General features: G+C 70.9%; 21 protein-coding genes and 2 pseudogenes. 16 read left to right on the forward strand and 7 right to left on the reverse strand.

Annotated elements, in window-relative coordinates; genetic code table 11:
* Complete coding sequence (locus ACWEPL_RS11805; protein ID WP_452436015.1) at positions 1-1353, forward strand: S10 family serine carboxypeptidase-like protein; 1353 nt, start codon at positions 1-3, stop codon at positions 1351-1353.
* Positions 1350-2903, forward strand: a complete 1554-nt coding sequence (locus ACWEPL_RS11810) for a M61 family metallopeptidase (protein ID WP_452436016.1) — start codon at positions 1350-1352, stop codon at positions 2901-2903. The genes ACWEPL_RS11805 and ACWEPL_RS11810 overlap by 4 nt, the downstream gene beginning before the upstream one ends.
* On the opposite strand, the gene ACWEPL_RS11815 is transcribed toward ACWEPL_RS11810, so the two are convergent.
* Both ACWEPL_RS11815 and ACWEPL_RS11820 read right to left on the reverse strand, forming a co-directional pair.
* Positions 2882-3631, reverse strand: coding sequence for a tyrosine-protein phosphatase (locus ACWEPL_RS11815; protein ID WP_452436017.1), 750 nt, complete (start codon positions 3629-3631; stop codon positions 2882-2884). The two genes, ACWEPL_RS11810 and ACWEPL_RS11815, sit on opposite strands and share 22 nt — an antisense overlap.
* Positions 3632-3640: 9 nt before the next feature.
* Entirely contained in the window at positions 3641-3985 is a 345-nt protein-coding gene (locus ACWEPL_RS11820) for a hypothetical protein (RefSeq protein WP_452436018.1), read from the reverse strand.
* A gap of 29 nt (positions 3986-4014) precedes the next feature.
* Between ACWEPL_RS11820 and ACWEPL_RS11825 the strand changes: the two genes are divergently transcribed.
* From ACWEPL_RS11825 to ACWEPL_RS11850, 6 genes are all read left to right on the forward strand, one after another.
* Positions 4015-4161, forward strand: a complete 147-nt coding sequence (locus ACWEPL_RS11825; RefSeq protein ID WP_452436019.1) for a helix-turn-helix domain-containing protein — start codon at positions 4015-4017, stop codon at positions 4159-4161.
* A 147-nt stretch (positions 4162-4308) separates the two neighbouring features.
* A complete protein-coding gene (locus ACWEPL_RS11830; RefSeq protein WP_452436020.1) occupies positions 4309-5322 on the forward strand; it encodes a hypothetical protein in 1014 nt (337 codons plus the stop codon).
* A gap of 2 nt (positions 5323-5324) precedes the next feature.
* Complete coding sequence (locus ACWEPL_RS11835) at positions 5325-6053, forward strand: hypothetical protein (protein ID WP_452436021.1); 729 nt, start codon at positions 5325-5327, stop codon at positions 6051-6053.
* 115 nt (positions 6054-6168) lie between these two features.
* On the forward strand, positions 6169-6954 hold the full coding sequence (locus ACWEPL_RS11840; RefSeq protein WP_452436022.1) for a helix-turn-helix domain-containing protein: 786 nt from the start codon (positions 6169-6171) through the stop codon (positions 6952-6954).
* 60 nt (positions 6955-7014) lie between these two features.
* Entirely contained in the window at positions 7015-7539 is a 525-nt protein-coding gene (locus ACWEPL_RS11845; protein WP_350731760.1) for an RNA polymerase sigma factor, read from the forward strand.
* A 22-nt stretch (positions 7540-7561) separates the two neighbouring features.
* On the forward strand, positions 7562-8719 hold the full coding sequence (locus tag ACWEPL_RS11850) for a CU044_5270 family protein (RefSeq protein ID WP_452436023.1): 1158 nt from the start codon (positions 7562-7564) through the stop codon (positions 8717-8719).
* A gap of 35 nt (positions 8720-8754) precedes the next feature.
* Here the strand turns inward: ACWEPL_RS11850 and ACWEPL_RS11855 are convergent, their stop codons facing one another.
* Positions 8755-10155, reverse strand: a complete 1401-nt coding sequence (locus tag ACWEPL_RS11855) for a hypothetical protein (protein ID WP_452436024.1) — start codon at positions 10153-10155, stop codon at positions 8755-8757.
* A 251-nt stretch (positions 10156-10406) separates the two neighbouring features.
* Between ACWEPL_RS11855 and ACWEPL_RS11860 the strand changes: the two genes are divergently transcribed.
* The 3 genes and pseudogenes from ACWEPL_RS11860 to ACWEPL_RS11870 all read left to right on the forward strand — a co-directional run bounded on the left by ACWEPL_RS11860 (position 10407) and on the right by ACWEPL_RS11870 (position 13487).
* On the forward strand, positions 10407-11876 hold the full coding sequence (locus tag ACWEPL_RS11860; protein ID WP_452436025.1) for an amidohydrolase family protein: 1470 nt from the start codon (positions 10407-10409) through the stop codon (positions 11874-11876).
* A 210-nt stretch (positions 11877-12086) separates the two neighbouring features.
* Positions 12087-12266: pseudogene (locus ACWEPL_RS11865) on the forward strand (three-helix bundle dimerization domain-containing protein); the annotation flags it as partial.
* Between the two features lie 183 nt (positions 12267-12449).
* Positions 12450-13487: a hypothetical protein gene (locus tag ACWEPL_RS11870; RefSeq protein WP_363981081.1), complete on the forward strand. Its 1038-nt coding sequence runs from the start codon at positions 12450-12452 to the stop codon at positions 13485-13487.
* Positions 13488-13491: 4 nt separating this feature from the next.
* Here ACWEPL_RS11870 and ACWEPL_RS11875 read toward each other — a convergent pair whose 3' ends face one another.
* Together ACWEPL_RS11875 and ACWEPL_RS11880 are read right to left on the reverse strand one after the other, a co-directional pair.
* On the reverse strand, positions 13492-13854 hold the full coding sequence (locus tag ACWEPL_RS11875) for a hypothetical protein (protein WP_452436026.1): 363 nt from the start codon (positions 13852-13854) through the stop codon (positions 13492-13494).
* A gap of 122 nt (positions 13855-13976) precedes the next feature.
* Positions 13977-14540 carry a TetR/AcrR family transcriptional regulator gene (locus ACWEPL_RS11880; protein ID WP_357745009.1) on the reverse strand — a complete coding sequence of 188 codons (564 nt, stop codon included), beginning with the start codon at positions 14538-14540 and terminating at the stop codon, positions 13977-13979.
* Between the two features lie 81 nt (positions 14541-14621).
* On the opposite strand from ACWEPL_RS11880, the gene ACWEPL_RS11885 reads away from it, so the two are divergent.
* Positions 14622-15086: a cupin domain-containing protein gene (locus ACWEPL_RS11885; protein ID WP_350731773.1), complete on the forward strand. Its 465-nt coding sequence runs from the start codon at positions 14622-14624 to the stop codon at positions 15084-15086.
* A gap of 222 nt (positions 15087-15308) precedes the next feature.
* On the opposite strand, the gene ACWEPL_RS11890 is transcribed toward ACWEPL_RS11885, so the two are convergent.
* A complete protein-coding gene (locus ACWEPL_RS11890; protein WP_452436027.1) occupies positions 15309-17546 on the reverse strand; it encodes an Orn/Lys/Arg family decarboxylase in 2238 nt (745 codons plus the stop codon).
* A 139-nt stretch (positions 17547-17685) separates the two neighbouring features.
* Between ACWEPL_RS11890 and ACWEPL_RS11895 the strand changes: the two genes are divergently transcribed.
* On the forward strand, positions 17686-18249 hold the full coding sequence (locus ACWEPL_RS11895; protein ID WP_452436028.1) for an MFS transporter: 564 nt from the start codon (positions 17686-17688) through the stop codon (positions 18247-18249).
* Between the two features lie 87 nt (positions 18250-18336).
* Positions 18337-19356 (forward strand): MBL fold metallo-hydrolase, encoded by a 1020-nt coding sequence (locus ACWEPL_RS11900; protein WP_452436029.1) that lies wholly within the window; start codon positions 18337-18339, stop codon positions 19354-19356.
* Positions 19357-19625: 269 nt separating this feature from the next.
* Here ACWEPL_RS11900 and ACWEPL_RS11905 read toward each other — a convergent pair whose 3' ends face one another.
* Entirely contained in the window at positions 19626-20825 is a 1200-nt protein-coding gene (locus ACWEPL_RS11905; protein WP_452436030.1) for an RNA-guided endonuclease InsQ/TnpB family protein, read from the reverse strand.
* A 24-nt stretch (positions 20826-20849) separates the two neighbouring features.
* Between ACWEPL_RS11905 and tnpA the strand changes: the two are divergent.
* Together tnpA and ACWEPL_RS11915 are read left to right on the forward strand one after the other, a co-directional pair.
* Positions 20850-21345 (forward strand): annotated as a pseudogene (gene tnpA, locus ACWEPL_RS11910) (IS200/IS605 family transposase).
* A gap of 191 nt (positions 21346-21536) precedes the next feature.
* Positions 21537-22694, forward strand: a complete 1158-nt coding sequence (locus ACWEPL_RS11915; RefSeq protein WP_363983260.1) for a glycerophosphodiester phosphodiesterase — start codon at positions 21537-21539, stop codon at positions 22692-22694.
* The last annotated feature ends 37 nt before the right edge of the window (positions 22695-22731 follow it).

Consider the following 22731-nt stretch of genomic DNA (forward strand, 5'->3'; position numbering starts at 1 on the left):
ATGCCGAAGAGCTACACAACCCGCTGGGAGTCGTCGGTGCTCGCCGGAGCCGACGGCGTTCCCGACGCGCTCATCTCCGGTACGAGCTACGTCGTCCCCGGCTCGGGGCGGCGGCCCGTGGTGTTCCTGTTCAACGGCGGTCCCGGCGCTTCGTCGTCGCCGCTGCACATGTCGGCGTTCGGCCCCCAGCGCTTCGAGACGGTCCCGGCGGAGACCGGGCGGCGGCGGATCGTCGTGCCCAACCCCCTGTCGATCATCGACGTCGCCGACCTGGTCTTCGTCGATCCCGTCGGCACCGGGTTCAGCCGGGTGCTGCGGGAGGGCGGCGCGGCGCCGTACATGACCGTGCACGGCGACGTGGCGGCGATGCGGCACTTCATCCGCGACTGGCTGGCCCGCCACGACCGCCGGGACTGCCCCGTCTACCTCGTCGGCGAGAGCTACGGCGGCCACCGGCTGGCCACGCTCTGCGCGGAGGTCGGCGACATCGACGTGGCGGGGCTCGTCTTCGTCTCGCCGCTGCTGGACGCGACGGCGTCCACCCTCGCGCCCGGCAACGACCTGCCGCACGTGCTCGAACTGCCCACGATGGCGGTCGCCGCCTGGGCGCACGGCCGCGCGTCGGCCGGCGCGCCGGACGCCGCGACGGTGTTCGACCGGGCCCAGGAGTTCGCGCAGTCGCGCTTCCTGACGGCGCTGCACCTCGGCTCGGCGCTCCCCCAGGACGAACGCGCCGCCGTCGCCGAGCGGGTCGCCGAGCTCATCGGGCTGCCCGTCGGGCAGGTGCTGGCCGCGGACCTGCGCGTCGGCAGCGAGGACTTCCTGCGTACGCTGCTCGCCGACCGGGACGAGCTGGTCGGCCGGCTCGACACGAGGGTGACCGGCCCGATGCCGCCCCCACCCGAGGACGACCGGCCGCTCGCGGCCGACGACCCGGCGTTCGGCATCGGCAGGTCCAACGTCATCCTCTCCGAGGAGCTGGCCGACTATCTCAGGCGCGAGGCCGGGGCTACCGACGAGGGCACCTACGTCTCGCTCTCCCTGGAGCTCAACTTCGCCTTCGACTGGCGCGGCGAGCACCCCAAGGCCGACTTCTACCGCAACCCCACCAAGCACGTCGCGCAGCTCCTGCGCGAGCGCCCCGGCATCCGCGTGCTCGTGACCGGCGGCTATTTCGACCTGGCCACGCCCCTGGCCGCGAGCACGCACGCGATCCGGCACGCCGGGGTGCCGGCGTCGAACGTCCACGTGCTGCCGCTCGTGGCGGGGCACTCCCTCGGCGACGGCGAGTCGCTGGAAACCGCCGTCTCCGCCGTACGCGCGCTCCTCGCCCCTCAAGGACAGGCCCGATGACCCTCCCCACGCTCTCCCTCACCCTGTCGCCGCGCCCCGAAGGCATCGACGTCGAATACGTGCTGCAGTCGCCGTCCGTCCCGGCGGGCCAGGCGGTCTGCCGCCTGCCGGGTGTCGTCGTCGGTATCCCCGGCGTCACCCTGCGCACCGCCGACCTGCGCGTCACCGACGACCTCGGCGAGCTCCCGATCAGCGAGGAGGCCGAGCCGCCCACGTCGAGCTGGGCGTATCGCCGGTGGTGCGCCACGCGTGACAGCGTCGGCGATGTCAAGGTGGCCTACTTCGCACCGGTACGCGCCGTGGACTCCACCACCAGGAACGGCCCGATGTTCGACCTGCGCGCCGAGGCGGGCGGCGTGCACGGGGCGGGCATCTCGTTCCTGGCCCTGCCCGACACCACCCACGACTACGCCATCACCCTGCGCTGGGCCGGCCACGGCGTCTCCAGTTTCGGCGAGGGCGACGTCGAGCTGACGGGCACCGCCGAGAAGCTGGCGTTCAGCTACTACTTCGCCGGACCAATAACGAAATATCCGGACTCGGGGCCGTTCGCGATGTACTGGCTGAGCGAGCCCTCCTTCGACACCGTCGCCGTGGCCACCCAGATCGAGCGTATCTACCGGGCGATGTGCGACTTCTTCCGCGAACCCGAGCCCGGGCACCGGGTCTTCATCCGCAAGCACCCCTACCGGGGCAACGGCGGCACCGCGCTGCACCGCTCGTTCATGTTCGGCTGGAGCGAGGCCGAGTCACCGGCCGCCGAAGACCTCACCTCGCTGCTCGCGCACGAGACCGCGCACAACTGGCCGCACCTCGACGGCGAGCACGGCGACGTCAGCTGGTACACCGAGGGCACCGCCGAGTACTACTCGATCGTGCTGCCCCACCGCGCCGGGCTCATCGACGACGACGCGTTCCTCCGCCTGATCAACGACCGCGCCCGGAGCTACTACACCAATCCCCTCCAGACGCTGAGCAACCGGGCGGCCGCCGAGCGGTTCTGGAAGGACCAGCGGGCGCAGCGGGTCCCGTACGGGCGCGGCCTGTTCTACTTCCTCGGCCTCGACGCCAAGCTCCGCGCGGCCGGCCGCCGCCCCCTCGACGAGCTCGTGCTCACCGTGCTCGACCGGAAGCGGGCAGGGGAGAAGGTCGGCATGCCCGAGTGGGTCGACCTGGTGGTCGCCGAGCTGGGCGAGCAGGCCAGGCGCGACTTCGCGGCGCTGGAGGCGGGCGAGTGGATGGTCCCCGCCTCCGACGCCCTCGGGCCCCCTTTCCGGCGCGAGGACCTCCGCGACCGCGTCGCGGAGGTCGGGTTCGACCTCGGCAGCATGGAGACCGGCGTCGTCGCGGGGCTGGTGGCCGGATCGGCCGCCGACCGGGCGGGCATGCGTGAAGGTGACCGCATCCTGGCCGGACCCAGCGGCTCCGACCTGGCCAAGGGCTCACCCGCCGAGGTCACGTTCACGCTCGGGCGCGGCTCGCGACGGTTGGAGGTGTCGTACGAGCCGCGCGGCGCCGAGGTCGCCTCCTACCGCTGGGTGCCGGCGTAGCCGTCGTGGAGGTACCGGCCGCGGAGCTCTGAGATCAGCTCCTCGTCCACGCCGAGCCGGTCGGTGACGTAACGCCGAACGGAGCCGTGAGCCGCCGCCAGGTCGGCCAGGAAGAGCCGCATGATCTCGGCGGGGGCTCTGCCGTACCCGGGCCACCTCAGCTCGCGGCCCGGGTGCGCCGCCCGCCAGTCGGCGATCAGCCGGTCGGTGGCCAGCTCGGTCAGCGCGAAATCCCGCACGATGTCGTCTTCCGGCACCTCCAGCAAGGCCAGCACCAGCGCGGCCACCAGCCCGGTCCTGTCCTTGCCCGAGGCGCAGTGGAACACCAGCGGCTCGTCCGCCGAGGCGATGACCTCCAGGGCCTGCCGCAGCTCCGCGACCCCGTCGAGGGCGACCTCGGCGTAGCGGTCGGCCAGGAAGCGCCACGGGTCGGCGTCCGGGTCGATCTCCGCCTGGTCGTAGGGCCGGTGCTCGATGCTGAGGTTGTGATAGGCGACCCCGTCGTGGTGCGGCACCCGCCCCCTGGCCTCGATCTCCCAGGGGTAGCGCAGGTCGATCACCGTACGGACGCCCAAGCCCAGGAAACGCTCCCAGTCCTCGCCGTCCAGCTTGGCCAGCGAATCGGATCTGAACAGCCGCCCCCACCGCACCACGCTCCCGTCGGCGGCCCGGTAGCCGCCGAGATCCCGGAAGTTGTGCAGCCGCTCGAACGCGATATGTCTTCTCACGCGGTCACTCTACGACCGCCCCAGGCCCGCGTAGTGCCCGGCGATCTCGTCGCTGGTCGTCAGCCATACGCCGTCGTGGCCGGCGACGTACTCCAGCGCCTGGTCCAGGTACTTCGCCCGGAACGCCTGGCCGATGACGAACGGGTGCAGCGCCAGTGCCATGACCCGCCCGCTCTCGGCGGACTCCGCGTAGAGCTGGTCGAACTGGTCCTTGACCAGCTGCACGAAGTCGCCGCCGCTCCTGCCGTGCATCGTGAAGATGCCCAGGTCGTTGAGTTCGAGCGAGTACGGCACGCTCAGCATCCCCGGGACGTTCAGCCGGTACGGCTGGTCGTCGTTGGTCCAGTCGAGCACGTAACCCAGGCCGAGCTCGGCGACGGCGGGTGGACCGCCTGCTGCGGGAGACCACGCTCAGCGTGGAGTCCATCGCCGCGCGGGTCGGCTTCACCGACTCGCGGGCGCTGCGGCGGGCCATCCACCGCTGGTACGGCCACGGCCCCGCCGTCATCCGGGCCGGCGGCCCCACGTAGCCCGCTCCGCGCGGACGGCCGGAGATGACCGGCGTCCCTGATCAACGGCTCGGGCCAATGGACAACGTCACCGTCTGGCTGGTCATCGACGGGCCCCGTAGTCAGGGATCGCTGGCAGACGTCCAGCAGCGCGAGAGGAGAGCAAACGTGAGATCACCTTTGAGGCTGCGCCGTGCGGCGGTCGTCCTGGCCGTGAGCGGCGCGGTCGTCACGAGCGGGTTGACCGCCGGCGCGGCCCGCGCCGACATCGACCCGTTCGGAGGGTTCGACCCCGGCTCCGGATTCCTGCCGTCGGACGACTCGGGCGGCCTCAACATTCCCGGCCTCCCCGGCATCCCGAGCATTCCCGGCATCGGGGACATCGGATCCGGGCCCGCCCGTAGCTCTGGCGAGGACAGCCCTTCCTTGTCCTTGGAGGAGCCCGAGAGCGGCGGGGACACGCCCACCGGTACGGGCGACCAGCCGGGTCCGGCCACTCCGAAGACGTTCCCGAAGACCAGCGGGGGTTCCAAGCTTCCCGCCTGGCTCGAACGGGTTCTGGAGCGTGGCGCGAACGCCGCCATCGACCGGTACATCGTCGGCCGCCCGGGAAGCGGCCAGCCGCAGCGTCCCTCCCAGGGCTCCCCGGCACCGGCGCAGCGGGGCACACCGGGCCAACCGGCCCAGCAAGCTCCCCAGGCCCGGCAGGACTCCTACGGACGGCAGGGCTCCTACGGCCAGGACGGTTCGTACGGACGGCAGGGCTCTTACGGGCGGCAGGTCATGCGGTTGCGGCCGAGCCTGCAGCGGCAGACCTGCCGCGTCCCCGCCTACGTCCGCCTGTACGGGACGACGGCCCGCACGGGCAAGTTCACCCCGAGGTTCTACATCGGCGGCGACAACCTCGGCAAAACACTCGTCCTCGGCGGCAACACCTATCTGGCGCCCTTCGGTGACAAGCTCGCGAAGAGCAGCACGGCCGAGTACGCCTTCCTGTCCGAGTCGGGCGACGAGCTCCGCAACCGGCAGCCCACGGTCGCCAGGAACACCGTCCTGGAGGACCGCACCAGGTACGCCGCCTCCTTCCTGACCAGGGGCGTCCGGTACATCGTGATCGTCCGGTACGTGAACACCTGCGGCGAGCCGGTCGTCGACATCCTCGGCAAGGTCAAGGTGGGCTGACGATGAGACTCATAAACCCGCGCCGCCTGCTGCCCGTCCTCGCCGCGCTCGCGGTGATCACCGGAAGCGGAGCCGTGGCGACCGGCCCGGCCCGCGCCGACGTCATCGACCTGTGGTCCGACCCGGAGGAGCCCAGCTGGTACGAGGACCTCTATGACGATGACACGGAGGACGAGCCCGTGACCGAGGAGGAGGAAGAGCACCAGCGGCCCTCCCCCGGACCGACCCCCCTGAGGCCGCCCGACCCCGCGACGGCCGACAAGGAGTTCCACCTGGCCGTGGAGACCGCGCTGGACCTGCTGGAGCACCGTCCCCGCTGCAACAGCTTCGTCACCGGTCTGGACAGCCCCGGCGGCGAGAGCGCCCTGTCGATCCTGCGGGCGATCTGGAAGGCGCCCAGGCTGTTCGACCTGTACTCCAAGCACGGCACGCCCGCGCCGGACGGGCGCCTGCCGTACGCGGAGTCGACGACGGGCCGCGGCTCGGCCGGAACGATCTATCTCTACCAGGAGTGGCACCAGTCGAAGCCGCAGCCGGTGCAGTACAACAACGACGACGGCGGCAGGCCGCTCGACCCCGACGAGTGGCGCACGCTGATCCTGCTCCACGAGCTCGCGCACCTCACCGGCGCCATGGCGAGCCACCGGACCGAGGCGGGGAACACGAAGAACACCTACACGATGAACGAAGGCATCGTTCTGACCTGCCTGCGGGGCAAGGGCAGAGGGTAGGAAGCCGGACGCCTGGCGGGGAGCGGACGCGCCCCCGCCAGGCGCTTCGCCGCACGTGCAGTCCGCCGGCCGTGTGCCCACGAATAGGGGGCGACACTTCACGGCAGGGGGCACGATGACACACGACGGCACCACGACACGTGGGCGGCGGGAGCGGCCGGTGCCGCCCGGCCCGCTCCAGGACTTCGCCCAAGGATTGCGCGACCTCCGGGGGGCGGCGGGCAATCCGAGTTACCGGGCGATGGAGCGCAAAGCGGGTTACTCGGCCTCCGCGCTGTCCGCGGCGGCGGCGGGCGACCGGCTGCCGAGCCTGGCGGTCACGCAGGCGTACGTCGGCGCGTGCGGCGGCGATCAGGACGAATGGACCCGTACCTGGCACACGATCAGAGCGAGGCTGGACACCACGACGTCGCCGCCGCCGGCCCGTCCGCGCCGCCGCTCGGCGCTGCTCTGGCTGGCCCTGGTGGCGCTCGGGCTGATCGCCCTGGTCACGGCCGGCACGCTCCCCAAGAACCTCATGGCGGCGACCGGGCCCGACCTCGCCTTCACGGCGGTCGCCGCCCCCAGCTGCCCGCGCGACGACACCCGCGGCACCCCGGGCACGGGCTGCGGGAACACCTTCCAGTGGCGGTTCACCACCGGACTGCGCGGCCGGCACCAATGCTTCGTGGACGTCTCCGTGGGCAGCCCTCCCCTCCCCACCCGGCAGATCCGGTACACGGTCAAGGACGGCTTCGGCGACGACGCTCGCACCGTCGCCGAATTCACCCTCGACCAGCACACCCACCAGGGCACCTGGGTCCCCGTCGACACCTCGGACGGCCTGGTCACGGTGGAGATCGCGGACCCGGCAGGCGCGCAGTCCACGGCGGCCGGCCCGGTCCGCCTCTCGTGCCGGTGAGCCTGACGAATAATTCGGTGCGTCGCGGTAATCCAGGGGCGTCCGGAGGGACTACTGGGTGTGGATGATCCCGAGGAACGATTCACAGACCTCTACGACCGGCACTACCGCAGCGTCCTGGGCTACGCCCTGCTGCGGGCCGAGCGCGACCTGGCCGAAGACGTCTCCAGCGAGACGTTCCTGGTGGCGTGGCGGCGGCTCGACGACCTGCCGGAGCCGCCGCTGCCGTGGCTGCTCGGGGTTGCGCGCAACCTGCTGGCCAAGCAGCGCGACTCGCGCCACCGGCGGCAGGCCCTGGTCGACCGGATCGTGGCCCTGACCACCCCGCGCGACCAGGTGGCCTGGGACGTGGCCGAGCACGTCATCGACAGGGAGACCGCGCTGGCCGCTCTGTCGGCCCTGCCGGAGCACGACGTGGAGGCCATGATCTTCGCCACCTGGTACGGCCTGCCGCCCGAGCAGGCGGCCTCCGTCGTGGGCTGCTCGGTCCGTACGTACAACGTCCGGCTCCACCGTGCGCGCAAGCGCCTCACCCTGGCCCTCCGCCTGGGCGGCGCGAGCCCGGCCCGCAGCCTCGACTCCTGACCACACCCTTGGAGGACCCCTCATGACCGACCGAATCTTCACCGAGCTCAAGCCCGACGGGCTGGACGAGCTGGCCGAGGACGGCTACCGGCGGCGCCGCTCGGCCGACCTGGCCCGTGCCTTCGCCACGCCGCGCGTCAGGCGGCGCTCGCGGTGGCCGCTCCTGCTGGTGGCGAGCGCGGCAGCGGCCGGGCTCGCGGCCGCCACCGTGGTCGTCGCCTCCGGCGGGACCCCGGCCCCCAAGACGCCAAGCCCGGCAGTCGCGGCCAAGCCGCTGACCGCCCGCTCCTTCCTGCTCGCGGCGGCCTCGACGGCGATGCGGGAGCCGGCCGAGTCCGGCCGCTACTGGTACCTCCGGGAGCGCACGTTCGCGAAGGTGCACAACGTGCCGGGCGACTACGAGGCCAAGCTCAATGCCCTGCTCAAGGCGCAGAAGGACAAGGAGGCGGGGCTCAAGGGCGCCCCAGAGCGGCTGGCCGCCGCGAAGAAGGAGTTCGACCGCAAGGTCGTGGAGCTGAAGACCAACGGGGTCGCGGAGCTGCCGTACACGGCCTTCTCCGCCGACACCCGTGAGACCTGGCGGCCGATGAAGGCGGGCGAGACCGGCCGCAGCGTGAGCAACCAGGACGTCGAGGTCACCTTCGGCTCCCCGCAGGACGAGGCCGGCTGGCGGGCGGCCGGTTCCCCCGAGCTGGCCGAGAAGAAGCCCAGGACCTACGACGACGCCACCGAGCGGATCCTGTCGATCGACAACCCGAGCCTGAACCTGCGCAACCTCGCGGACCTGCCCACCGACGAAGACGCGCTGCGCCGCCGCCTGGACGACCTCTGGAAGCGCAGCCCGAACAGCGCGGACATCGGCAAGGCCGGCTACCTCTGGCAGACCGCCGTGGACCTGATGACCGCGCCGCTCAAGCCGGGCACCCGCTCGGCCCTGTTCCGCGTGCTGGCCGACCAGCCGTCCGTGACGCTGGAGGGCAAGACCTCGGACGCGCTGGGGCGTACAGGGGTGGCCCTCTCGACGCCGACGGCGCGCGAGCTCACGGTGCGGCTGGTCGTGGACGAGCAGTCGGCGGAGCTGCTGCAGTACGAGCTGTCCGAGAAGGGCAAGCTCCTGCTGCGGGTGGCGCTGGAGGACATGGGCTGGTCCGACGAGCTCGGCAGGCGTCCGGCCGGCTGAGGACCCGGCCGGACACCTGCCGCCGCCCCGGGGGCTCAGCGGCGCCAGATCACCGCGGAGGGGGTGCCGGCGTCGACGGTGACGTCACCGTTCCAGGTGAGGAAGGACGGCTGCGGCAGGTAGTCCTGCCCCAGGAAGAAGCCGCGCTTGATGCCGGTGACGTGCACGACGGCACCGTTGTCGGTGCCGACCACGACGCGGTTGGCGGTGATCTCCTGGATGTCGTCGGCCGTCGTGCCGGGCGGCAGCTCCACCGTGGTCGCGGCCGGGTCGTCCCGCTGGATGGACCAGGTCGGCTCCACGTGGTTCGACAGGTAGACGGTGGCGCCGCTCTTGAGGCGTACGCCGAGCGAGACGCCGACCCAGGACGAGCCGGTGTTGGGCCGGTCGGTCGTCTTCTTGAGCACCGCGTACAGGTAGTTGCGCTGGTCGCTGACCTCCGGCGTGGCAGGCGTCGTGCCGGAGGCGGCCTCGATCTTGCCCTCCCGGATCATCTCCTTGGACATGATCTGGTAGGTCCAGGAGTTGGTGTCCATCATGTACTCGCGGGCCTCGGCGGCCGGCCGGGTCTGCAGCGCCGACAGGAAGAACCGCATCGGGTCGGTGACCTTGTCGCACATGTTGTTGTTGTTCGTGCAGGTCTCCAGCTGGGCGTGGTCGCCCTCGTACGTGCCGGCGAACTGCAGCGTCTGGTGGTTGGCGGCCTGGTAGGTGTCGCTGCCGGCGACCCGGTTGCCGCGCTCGTCGACCTCCACCGCGTAGACCCACTCGATGTCGGTGGTCCGGCCCCAGCGCGCCATCAGCGCCGGCGTGTTGGTCCCGCCGTCCTCGTTGCTCCACACGACGGAGTACGTGAGCCTCGTCCGGCCCGGCGCCGACCCGGGGCCGACCTCGTGCCAGGCGATGAGCGGCGTGTCGGTCGTCGCATTCTGGTACGGGGTGCCGAGCTCGGAGAGGTTGCGGCCGTAGACGATCGGGGCGTAGCGCAGCGCCAGGTACTCGGCGCTGCCCGGCGCGTACGTCGTCACCTTCACCCGGTCGAGCAGGACGGACGTGCTCACCCCGGCGGATCGGTCACCGGCGAAGCGCAGCCGCAGCACGTGCGGCCCCTGCCGCACCGAGCCCAGCGCGAGCTGCCGGGGCAGCCGCTGGTCTCCGGAGACGACGAGGTCGGTGGCGTAGCGGTTGTCGACGTAGACCGACACGACGGCCGACTCGCCGCCCTTCACGGCCCAGTCCGTGCCGGGCGCGGCGGCGTTCAGGTCGACGACCGCCTCGCCGGCCCGCTTCGCGAGGAACGGGACCCGTACGTCGGAGTGGTCGCGGCGAACCTGGATCGGACGGTCGTGATCGGCCTGCGCCACGGCGGGAGCGGCGAGCGTGGCTGCCGTGGCGAAGGCCGCGACCGCGGCGGTGAGCAATGGGACGACTCGCATCAGAGTTTCCTCCGTGGGGGATTGCACCGCGAACCCGCGGTCAAAGAGATTGTCAGACCTGTCGGCCAACACCGAGAGAGCAATCGCTGAAAATCAGGACAACGCCCCAGATCTCCGGCATATCCGGCCCCGAGGCGGATGTCTACGAACGCGAAGGCGGCTCCGGGCAGGGCTGACCGGACGAAAATCCAGCACGGAACTCGTGCTCCCGCACAATCCGCCCCACCGCCCCGGCCGGGTACGGTGCGCCCATGGACACCCATGACCTCGTGCTGAGCGGCGCCCGGGTCCTCGACCCGGAGACCGGTCTCGACGCCGTCGCCCACGTAGGCGTGACCGGCGGCGCGATCTCGGCCGTCTCGACGCGGCCGCTGTCCGGCCGCGAGCACCTCGACGTCTCCGGGCTGGCGATCGCGCCCGGCTGGATCGACCTGCACAGTCACTCCCACACCGTCGCCGGGCACCGGCTGCAGGCGCTCGACGGCGTCACCACCGTGCTCGACCTGGAGGCGGGGATCAGCCCCGTGGCGGAGGCGTACGACACGGCCGCGGCGGAAGGGCGCCCGCTCAACTACGGCTTCTCCGCCTCCTGGGGCATGGCCAGGATGGCCGCGGTCGGCGGGATGCCGCACGGCGGAGGGCTGGCCGCCGCGCTCGGCGCCATCGGCAGCCCGGCCTGGCAGGCGGAGGCGAGCCGGGCACAGCTCCAGGCGCTGCTCGGGCTGATCGAGGCCGACCTCGCCGACGGGGCCCTCGGGATCGGCCTGCTGATCGGGTACGCGCCCAGGGTGGACCCCCAGGAGTACGTCGCGGTCGCCGGGCTCGCCGCCAAAGCGGGCACGCCCACCTACACCCACGCCCGCGACCTGGTCGAGCAGACTCCTGACCTGCCGATCGACGGCGCCGAGGAGATCGTCATGGCGGCCGTCGAAACGGGCGCCCACATGCACTACTGCCACGTCAACAGCACGTCGCTGCGCCAGCTCGACCGGGTGCTGGCGCTGGTGGAGCGGGTGCGGGCCGAGGGCGCGCGGGTGACCACCGAGGCGTACCCCTACGGCGCGGGGATGACCGGCATCGGCGCCGCCTTCCTCGCCCCCGAGGCGCTGCCCGCCTCCGGCATCGGGCCTGAGTCCATCGTCTATGTCCCCACGGGCGAGCGGGTCGCCGACGCCGACATGCTCCGCCGGCTGCGTGCCGCCGACCCGGGCGGGCTCGCGGTCATCCACTTCTTCGACGAGGACGACCCCGCCGACCTGGCCTTCGTCGACCGGGCGCTGCTCAGCCCCGGCACCGTCGTGGGCTCCGACGCCATGCCGCTGACCTGGGTGGGCGGGCCGCCCGAGCCGCTGGCCTGGCCGCTGCCGCCGTCCGCCGTCACGCATCCCCGTACGGCGGGGACCTTCTCGCGCGTGCTGCGCCGCCACGTCAGGGAGACTGGCCGCCTCACGCTGCTGGAGGCGGTGGCCCGTTGCAGCCTGCTGCCCGCCCGGGTGCTGGAGGACGCCGTACCCGCCATGCGGCGCAAGGGCAGGATCCAGCCGGGCTGCGACGCCGACCTGGTCGTCTTCGACCCGGAGACGGTCGGGGACCGGGCCACCTACGCCCGCAGCACCACGCCCTCGGCCGGTTACGCGCACGTGCTGGTCGGCGGCCGGTTCGTGGTGCGGTCGGGAGAGCTCCTCCTCGACGCGCTGCCCGGCCGTCCCATCAGGCGCTGAGCCGGGTGCGCTTCGTCATGCAGGACGGCAAGGTGCGAATGAATTCCGATTAAACAAAAAATGCTCCAACGGTGAACAGGCGATTCCCGCCATCGTTTTAATAACCGATTGACTCGGGTTATCCTCTCGACCGAAACCCCTATAAGGTTGGCCCCGGCACGCGGGCGGACGCGGCAGTCCGCGGCGATATATGAGGTCGAGGGGACACTGGTGGGCGACGATACTCTCCGTGAAGAACAGGCGATAAGCCGGGCCACCGACCACCTGGTTCAGATTTACGCGGGCACTCACTCAACAGAGCACGTCAGAGCCGTTATGGAGGCCGCCCGTAAGCGTTTCGACGGCTTTCCCATCAGGGATTTCGTCCCCATTCTGGTGGAACGCATCGCGCACGGAGAGTTGGCGGCGGAGGCGCGGGCCGACGAGGTCGTGGACATTGAAGTTCCGGAGACGGCCGACGATGTCCCCGATTCACCGGAAATTCACTCGCCGGAAAACGATCGGCCATCCCCGCAGCCGTCCTCCCTCATTCGCAGTAAGGGATTTCTTTCACTCGTCGCGGCGGCGGTCGTCGTGGCCGCCGCCGTCGTCGTGGTGGTGAACGTCAGCCAGGACGACCCCCCGCCACCTCCCCCGCTCACGATCGTGCGCGGTGTGATCGGCTCCGAGAAGAAGGCGTTCTTCGAGGATCCGCGCGTGCAGCAGTCACTCGCCGGCCAGGGCCTGAAGGTCGAGGTCGAGTCGGCGGGCTCGCGCCAGATCGCCACCTCGATCAACCTCGATCGGTACGACTTCGCGTTCCCGTCGAGCGCGCCCGCGGGCGAGTCGATCCAGCGCACGCGTCACGTCAGCACGAAATACACGCCGTTCTCCTCTCCGATGGCGATCGCGACGTTCCAGCCGATCGTGGACGTGCTGACCAAGGCGGGCGTGGTGAAGAAGGGGCCCGTCCCGACCTTCAGCGTCGACCGCTACCTCGGGCTCGTCACGTCGGGCACGAAGTGGGCCCAGCTCTCGCGCAACTCCGCCTATCCCGTCGACAAGAACGTCCTGGTCTCCACGACGGACCCGCGCACGTCGAATTCCGCGGCCATGTACCTGGCGACGGCCGGCTATGTCGCGAACGGCAACGCGGTCGTGCACGGCACCACCGCCGAGAAGAGCGTGCTGCCCCTGATGACCCGGCTCTTCACCAGCCAGGGCTACACCGACAACACCTCCGAGGGCCCGTTCAACGAATACCTTACGGTGGGCATGGGCCCGACCCCGATGGTCTGGATCTACGAGGCGCAGTACGTGGACGCCGCCGCGCGGGGCCGGCTCAAGCCCGGGATGGTGCTGATGTACCCGTCGCCGACCGTGCTGTCCCAGCACACGCTGGTGCCGCTCACCCCGACGGGCGACCGGATCGGACGCCTGCTGAGCACCGACCCGGAGCTGCAGGGCCTCGCCGCCGAGCACGGGCTCCGCTCGGGCGACGCCACCCGGTTCGCCAAAGTCGCCGCCGATCACAACGTGCCCGTCCCGAAGGACCTCATCGACGTGGTCGACATCCCTTCGTACGACACGCTTGAGCACCTGCTCGACGGCGTCGCCAAGTCGTACGGCTAGAGCCTCAGCGCTCGCGCGGGGCGTCGTTCAGGATGTCGAACGCCTGGCGGGCCAGGCCCCGCGCCGACTCCAGCGTGCGCTCCTCCTCGGGCAGCGCGTGGAAGGCCAGGACGGTGGCGCGCAGCGCGGCCACGCAGGCGCGGGCGAGCACGGAGGCGCGCAGCGACAGCGCCCGCTCGTCCTGCCCGCCGCCCGAGTCACCCAGCCGGTCATGCAGGGCGGCCGTCAAGCCGTCCTCCAGCTCCAGCAGCACCGGCTGCGCGGTCCTGGCCGGGTGGGAGAACACCTGGCCGGGCAGGCCGCTGAACAGCAGGGCCACCCCGGTGCCGCGGACCGCGGTCTCGGCGTATCCCCGCTCCTCGAACATGCGTGTAGCAGTTCCTGCAAGGCCTGCCTCGTCGCCCTCTTGTGCAGCTCGCGCCGTCCGGCAGTGACCATGACCGCCACCATCAATAACAGAGCGTATGCGGTGTCGCGTGGGCACACCGCTCACGACCGGAGGCCGTTGAGCGCGATCTCGGTGAACCGCCGCCAGTCACCGGCGGAGTGCCGGATGACGGCCGCCAGCCCGCACACGATCATGTTGACGTCCGCCGCCGTCACGTCCGCCCGGACCGTGCCGCCGGCTCGCGCCGCGTCGATCAGCTCCCCGACGACGGCGTGGAGTTTCGCGCGCGGCTCTCCTTGCGGCTCGGTCGAGCCCATGGCCTGCTCGATCACCTCCGACATGCCGCGATCGCCCGCCAGCACCTCGCCGACGTGCCCCAGGAACCGGGCCAGCGCCTGGGACGGGTCGCCCTCGGCCAGGCATCGCTCCCGCGCGAAGGCGACCATCTCGGCGGAGCGGTGCGCGGCGACGGCCTCGATCAGGGCCTCACGGGTCGGGAACTTGCGGTAGAGGGTGCCGACGCCGACCCCGGCCACGCGGGCGACCTCCGACATCTGCACGTCATAGCCATGCTCCGCGAACAGCGCGCGGGCCGCCTCCAGGACGCGGTCACGGTTGCGCTCGGCGTCGGTACGCGGCTTGCGGCGGGTCGGCGGAGTTGACATGCCTGGCGATCCTCTGTCTAGACTCAATTGCGGAATCAGGATTCCGCATTCCATTATGCCACGTCCGAAAGGGCCGCCATCATGTCGAAGGATCGTTTCATCCTGCTCAACCCCGGCGAGGTGCGGCCGAGCCGGGTCCCCATGCCGCCCGTGTTCGGCCTCAAGGCCAGGACGGAGGACACCGAAGGCAGGCTCTCCCTCCTGGAGGTGACCCTGGCCCGCGACATCCCCCGGCACGTCCATCACGTGGCCGACGAATGCGTCTACGTGCTGGACGGCGTGCTGGAGGTCGAGTTCGACGACCGGGTCGAGCACGTGGCGGCGGGCGGGTTCGTGCTGTTGCCGCACGGCGTCCCGCACGCCCTGCGCAGGGGATCCACCCCGCCTCCGCGGGTGATCCAGATCTCCACGCCGGGCGGATGGGAGTGCTACCTCGAGGACGCCGCCGAGGCCGGACCGGACGCCACCACCACCGACGGGCGGTTCGACGCCAAGAAGCTCAACCTCATCGCCGCCAAGCACCAGATCACCTACGAAGAGCGGTGACCCGAGCCGGGCCCTCCAGACCCGAGCCTGGACCATCCAGCCCGAGCCGGGCCCTCCAGACCCGAGCCGGGCCATCCACTTCCCGGCCCAGCCCGCCCCCTCCGAGACCAAGCCACCCACTAGCCCGCGCGGCGATCACGTCGAGGGTCGTGGCCGTCTTCGCGAGCACGGCCGGCAGCAGGATCCGCCTCGTCCGCGCGGCCAGGAGGTGCGCCGGGCGGCTCAGGCCTTGACGACCTCCACCCGGTAGCGGCCGTCGCCGTCGCGGTGGGCGCCGTGGATCTCGGTGGCCAGGTCGGGGAAGGCCCGGTCGAAGTCCTCCAGGGCCCGCAGATAGGCCATCAGCGGACCGTCGGCCGGGCCGGTCGCCTCGCCCGGCATCAGCATGGGGATGCCGGGCGGGGTGACCACCACCGTGGCCGCGGCGACCCGGCCCGGCAGGTCGGCCAGCCGGACGCGTTCGGTGCGGGCCCGGATCATGGCCTGGTAGCAGTCGGCGGGGGTGGACACCGGCTCGGGCAGGGTGGTGAAGACCTGGTCGAGCAGCTTCCCGAGCTCGGAGTCACGCAGCTTCTCGTGGACCAGCGTGCAGAACTTCTGCAGCGAGACCGCCGGCGGCCCGAAGCCGGGCAGCACCTCCGCCAGGGGCAGGTCATCGTCGTAGGCGTTCTTGAAGTCGGTGAGCGCGTCGATCAGCGTGCCCCATTTGCCCTTGGTGATCCCCATGGAGAACAGCACCAGCAGCGTGTGGTCGCCGGTCTTCTCCACCACGATGCCGCGCCGCTGCAGGTAGGCGGCCACGATGCGGGCCGGGATGCCCCAGTCGAGCGTGCCGGTGACGGCGTCGGCCCCCGGGCAGGTGATCGTCACCTTGACCGGGTCGAGCAGGCCGTAGCCCTCGGACATCCCGTCGAACCCGTGCCACGCCGCCCCCGCCTCCAGGGTCCAGCACCGGGGCTCGGCGCACAGCAGCGCCGGGTCGGCCTCGGCGAACGAGACGCTCTGCCCGGTGCGCGGGTCGGTGACCGTACGGGGCTGCCAGACGCCGAAGAACCAGTCGGGCCGCCGGCCGTCCTCACGGATGCGCGCGGCCAGCCGCACCATCGCCTGCCGGAACCGGACCGCCTCGACGATCGCCTCCCCGGTGAGGAACGGCCCCGACGGGCCGTCCATCATCGCCGCCGCGACGTCCAGCGAGGCGATCATCGGGTAGAGCGGCGAGGTGGAGGCGTGCATGAGGTACGTCTCGTTGAACGCGTCGTAGTCGACCGGCGCCCGCTCCGCTGGGCGGACGTGCAGCATCGCCGCCTGCGACAGCGCGGCCAGCAGCTTGTGCGTCGACTGGGTGGCGAACACGGTGGGGCGGCCGGGACCGGGCAGCGTGCGCTCGTCGATCGCCATGCCGTACCGGCCGGCGTAGAGCGGGTTGAACCGGGCGTAGGCGAACCACGCCTCGTCGAAGTGCAGCCGTGGCACGCCGGCGCCCAGCAGCTCGCCGACCCGCACCGCGTCGTAGCACACCCCGTCGTACGTGGAGTTGGTGATCACCGCGTACGCCGGCGCTCCGGCGGCCAGGGGGTGAGCGGCCACCAGCGCACGGACGGCGTCCGCCTCCAGCGCGGCGGGCGGGATCGGGCCCGCCAGACCGAGCCCGTTGCGCTCGGGCACGAGATAGACGGGGCGGGCCCCGCTGATGGCCAGCGCGTGCTGGACCGACTTGTGGCAGTTGCGGTCGACCAGGACGGTGTCGTCGCGGGCGATCGCGTGGTGACCGACGATGCGGTTGGCGGTGGAGTTTCCGTTGACCACGAAGAACGTGCGGTCGGCCCCGAAGATGCGGGCGGCGTTGCGCTCGGCCTCGCCGATCGGGCCGGTGTGGTCGAGCGGCGACCCCAGCTCGGTGACGGAGATGGACAGATCGGTGCGCAGCAGCCGCTCCCCGTAGAAGTCGAAGAACGCCCGCCCCACCGGCGACTTGAGGAATGCCACGCCGCCGGCGTGCGCCGGGGTGTGCCAGGAGTAGCGATGATGGTCCTCGAGGCGCCGCAGCGCGCCGAAGAACGGCGGCAGGATGTTCTCGGCGTACTGTTCGGCCGCGTAGGCGATGCGCCCGGCGATGAAGCGCGGGGTGTCCTCCAGCGGGAAGACGTAGCCCTGGATGACCTCGTACACCCACAGCGGAAGCTCCTGCTCCTGCGCCATCAGGAAGACGGGCAGGCCGCGGAACCGCCTGGAGACCGCGCCCAGCAGCTCTTCGGCGCCCGGCGCCTCCCACGCCACCAGCACCGCCGACAGCGACGCGTCGGACCCGACCACCGCCAGGGCGTCCTCGGCCCGGTGGGTCCAGCGCACCTGGAGCCCGAGCTCGTCCATCGCCGCGCACACGCGGCGGAGCTGCTCGGCGAGTGCCGAGTCGGCGTCGGGACGTTCGGTGACGGCGGCCAGAACCGTTCGCTCCATGCGGCACTCCGTGGTCAGGGGAAGGGTCGGGAAGGTCCTGCGGGGCCCCACGCAATAGTAACCCTTCGGAGTTGTACGGCAACTTCGCGTAGCGGTTGCGGCAAGTGACCGCCAAGTACGTGAGAGTAAAGTGCAGCCTGTGACTGGACGATGGCAGATGATGGTCGCCCTGAGCTTGTGCGTGGCGCTTTTCTGCGCGAACTGGACAGCGCTGTACGTGGCTCAGCAGGCGATCTCCAGAGACCTCCACCTCACCTCGGCCGCCGGCGTATGGCTGATCTACCTTTATCCCGCCGCCCTGTTAGGGGTGTTGATCCCCGTGAAGGGCCGGCTCGGCGTGCTCCTCCTGGGGCTCGGCGCGTTCTGCCTGGCCTCGGCGGGGGCCGCGCTCGCCCCGAACGGCGCCATACTGATCGGCTGCCGGGCCGGGCAGGGGCTGGCGGCCGCGATCGTGCTGCGGGCGGGCTTCGAGCTCGCCCGGGAGCACTTCCGCGGCACCGAGTGGGGGCCGGCGCTGGTGATCCCGGTGGCGCTCGCCGTCCCGGCACTGATCGCGGGGCCCGTGCTCGGCGGCGTCATCACCGATTTCCTGTCCTTCCGGTGGGTCTTCCTGATCAATGTGCCGCTGACCGTCGTGGCCTTGGTGCTGGTCGCGCTCTTCACGCCCCGCAGGGTCCTGCCCGCGCACCCTCGACCTCGATGAGCGACTTGCGCAGCCATGCGCGCTCCTGACCGGCTTCGATATCGACTTTCCTATCGCAGCGGGGGCGTTGCCAATATTGGACACCGCATGATCGACTCTGGTCTGCTGGGGCGCATGTCGTTCGAGCAGACCAGTCTGTCCCGCCGTACCCTGCTGATCGCCTCGGCCGTCCTGCCGCTGGCAGGAGGCGCGGCCGAGGCGTCGGCCGCCGTGTCGGCCGGGCGCGCGAAGGACTACTACGACCGCGCGGCCGGGCTGGCCGGCGACGACCCGGTCCTGCGGCAACTCGTCAAGGCGCTCTCCCCCGGCGCCGTGATCCCGGACGTGAAGGCCCCCAAACCGCTGCGGATCTTCGACAACGTCGCCGTGGTGAGCACCGGCCTGGTCTCGGCCACGGCGCTCCTCACGTCCGGGGGCGTCATCCTCATCGACGCGCTGGGGTCGCCGGACGACGCCAAGAAGATCATCGTTCCGGAGCTGCGTTCGCTGGGGGTGGACCCCTCGACGATCAAGTACGTGGTGGCCGCCCACGGTCACAGCGACCACTTCGGCGGCGCCCAGTACCTCGCCGACCGGTACGGGGCCCGCGTCATGATGGCCCCGGCCGACTGGAAGCTCGTCGCCGCCGACCGTCCGGCCAACGCTCCGAAACGGGACCTGGACATCGCCGACGGTCAGCGGCTGACCCTCGGCGACACCACGGTCACCTTCCACCACACGCCCGGGCACACGCCGGGCACCGTCTCGTCGATCTTCCCGGTGCGGTGGAAGGGACAGCGGCACACCGCGATGTTGTGGGGTGGCACCAACCCGCCCACCGCCACCAAGGACAAGCGGACCTACCTCGCCTCCGTGCTCGCCTTCGCCGCCCGGATGCGGCAGGCGGGCGTGGACGTCGAGCTGAACAACCACGGGCTCTGCGACAACGGTCTGGCGCGCATGGAGGAGCTGCGTGGCGGGTCGTCCGGGGCCGCGAACCCGTTCGTCATCGGCGCTCCCCGGGCGCAGCGCTTCATGAAGGTCATGGAGACCATGCTGCGCGGCCGGATCGCCTCCGACCGGGAGGCGAGCACCGCCAGCCGCGCGCTCGGGCGGGACAGGTCGTAGCCATCGCGCCGCCGGAACGCGGTCAGGAACGTCTCGGCCACCACGTCGTCGGCGGCGTCCTCGCCCAGCCGGCGCGTAACGTAGCGGGTGGCGTCCGCGGCGTGCCGGCGGAAGACCTCGGCAAACACCTCGAGGTCGCGCCGGGACCGTTCGATGCACGAGGCGTCATCCACCTCTGCCCGGCTCGTCTCGCTCGCTCGGCCTCACGGCTCTGAATTGACGCGCTCTCCGGCCTGAAGGGCCGGAGATTCTGGCCTGTGCCACGCCGTTCATGCGGCGGCACTTCCTCGGCTTCCTGCTTCGCCGGCCCGTGCCGCCGCGAGCGGTGGTCTTATCGGCCCTCCACAGGCGTTTTGTCTCTCCGCCCGTCCGGCGGCGAGAATGTTGATTGCGGCGTTCACGTCCCGATCATGGACGGCGCCACACGGGCAGGACCATTTCCGCACGTTCAACGGCATCGTCTCGGCCAGTGCCCCGCAGGCCGAACACAGCTTGGACGACGGGAAGAACCGGCCGACCTTTGCGAACTGCCTGCCATACAGCTTCGCCTTGTACTCCAGCATGCTCACGAACGCCGACCAGCCCGCGTCATGGACGCTCTTGGCCAGCCTCGTGCGCGCCAGCCCCTTCACGGCCAGGTCCTCCACGTAGATCGCTTGGTTCTCGCGGATCAACTGGGTGGAGGTCTGGTGATGGAAGTCACGGCGCGCGTCGGCAACCTTCGTGTGCTGGCGAGCGACCTTGCTGCGGGCCGTGGCCCGGTTGGCTGATCCTTTCTGCTTACGCGACAGCGCTTTCTGAAACTTCTTGAGTTTCTTCTCCGCCCGGCGGAGGAAACGCGGAGAGTCGATCTTCCGGCCGTCCGCCAGGACGGCGAAATGGCCGAGTCCGAGGTCGATCCCCGTCTCGGCAGGCACGGCGGTCAGCGGCTGCTCACGCACCTCGACCACGAAACTTGCGAAATACCGGTTCGCCGCGTCCTTGATGATGGTGACCGAGGATGGTTGCGCGGGCAGCTTGCGCGACCACCGCACCGGCACATCCCCGATCTTCGGCAGGCGCAGCTTGCCAACGACGGTGACGGCGAAGCGGGCGTTCTTGGTGAACCGGATCGCCTGCCGGTTGTCCTTGCGGGAGCGGAACCGGGGCGGCGCGAGCTTCGGCCCCTTGCGCTTCCCTTTGACCGAGGCGAAGAAGTTGCGGAACGCGGTGGTGCAGTCGGACAGGGCCTGTTGCAGCACGACCGCCGATACCTCGCCCAGCCAGGCCCGCTCGGGGCGTCGCTTCGCCTGGGTGATCGCCGTGCGGGACAGTTGCGCATCGGTGACGAACGGCAGCCCCTGCTCGTGGGCGTGGTTGCGCAGCGCGAGCGCGTCGTTGAACACCACGCGGGCGCACCCGAACGCCTTGGCCAACGCGATGCACTGCCCCGGCGTCGGGTCCATACGGAAGGAATACCGCAGCTGCACGAGAGCCATCGTAGGAGTTGGTCCATGGCTGAGTACGGCGAAATCAGAACCGACAGACACTGCGTTTTCCTCTTGCACGCTCATTTGGTTTGCGTCACCAAGTTCCGGTACAAGGTGTTCACCGGTACCCACGTGACCCGCCTGGAAGAGATCACGAGGGCCGTCTGCGCCGACTCCGAAACCACCCCGGCCAAGTTCAACGACGGGGACAACCACGTCCGTCTGCTGGTCAACTTCCCACCCAAAGTGGCACTGTCGAAGTTGGTCAACTCGTTGACGGGCGTCTCGTCCCGGCGGATGCGCCAAGAGTTCCCCGAACCTGGCCAACTGCTACCAGGCGAACAAGCTGTGGTCCGGCTCCTGCTTCGCCGGATCAGTGGGCAGCGCCCCGATCAGTGTCCTGCGCCAGTACATCGAGCAGAAACCAGGCGTTCTGATCGGGGTGGACGCCAATACGCCCGGCGGCGAATCGGCTGTTCTTGCCCCGCTACACGGGCTGGTCCGCTTCACCCCGGACTGAAGCCCGAAGCACGACGGACGATTTCGGTAGCACGCCTGTTGTTGCCGAGCGGGCGGCGGTCTGTTCCCGCGGCGGGCTTGTCACCGGAAATTCCGCCAATATTGGCCCATAGTCGCATTTCGGTCCTTACCATAATCGCCGCGGCGATCACCGGTGAGAGTCTCCGGTGCCGATGCCGCAGGGAGTTTCACGTGCGAAAGATCGCGGCCACCACGCTCGCCATCATCACCCCCCTCGCCGGAGCGAGCGCCGCTCCGGCAGCCGCCGAGGCCACGCCCGACCGGTCCCAGGTCGTCGTCATCGGCCACCGCGGCGCGGCGGGCCACCGCCCCGAGCACACGCAGGGCGGCTACGAGCTCGCCGTGGCCATGGGCGCCGACTGGATCGAGCCCGACCTGGTGCCGACCAAGGACCACGTGCTGGTCGTCCGGCACGAGAACGAGATCTCCGGCACCACCGACGTGTCGCTCCACCCCGAGTTCGCCACGCGCAAGACCACCAAGGTCGTGGACGGGCGCAACGTGACCGGGTGGTTCACCGAGGACTTCACGCTGGCCGAGCTGAAGACGCTGCGCGCGGTCGAGCGGCTGCCCGCGATCCGCCAGCGCAACACCGTCTACGACGGCTACTACCAGGTGCTCACCTTCCAGGAGGTGCTCGACCTGGCCAAGCGGCTCTCCCGCCAGTACGGCAGGCAGGTCGGCGTCTTCCCCGAGACCAAGCACCCGACGTACTTCCGGTCGATCGGGCTGCCGCTGGAGGAGCCGCTGATCGAGACCGTCAAGCGCAACGGCCTCAACCGGCCGGGCGGCCCGGTGGTGGTGCAGTCGTTCGAGCCGTCCAGCCTCAAGCGGGTGGCCAAGGACCTGCGCGTGCCGCTGTGGCAGGCGCTGGGCACCACCGGCCGGCCGTACGACCTGACCGCGGCCGGAGACCCGACGACCTACGCGGACATGATGAAGCCCGAGGGACTGGCGAAGATCGCGCAGTACGCGCAGTGGATCGGGCCGGACAAGTCCTCGGCGATCCCGCTCAACCCGGACGGCAGCTCGGGCACCCCGACGACGCTGGTCTCCGACGCGCACAAGGCGGGACTGAAGATCGGCGTGTACACCTTCCGCAGCGAGAACCAGTACCTGCCGCTGCAGCTGCGCCGCGGCCAGGTCGCGACCGACCACGGTGACGCGCTGTCGGAGTACCGCGCGCACCTGGACCTGGGCGTGGACGCGTTCGTCACCGACTACCCGGACGCCGCCGTCCTGGCGCGGGGCGAGCGGGGCAAGCCGCACAAGCAGGTGCAGCCCCAGCAGCAGTTCGACAACGGGCTGCCGGAAGAGGGCCAGCAGTAGGCAGTTGACCGGGGCCGCCTCCGTGCGGAGGCGGCCC

The sequence above is a fragment of the Nonomuraea sp. NPDC004186 genome (genome assembly GCF_053603495.1).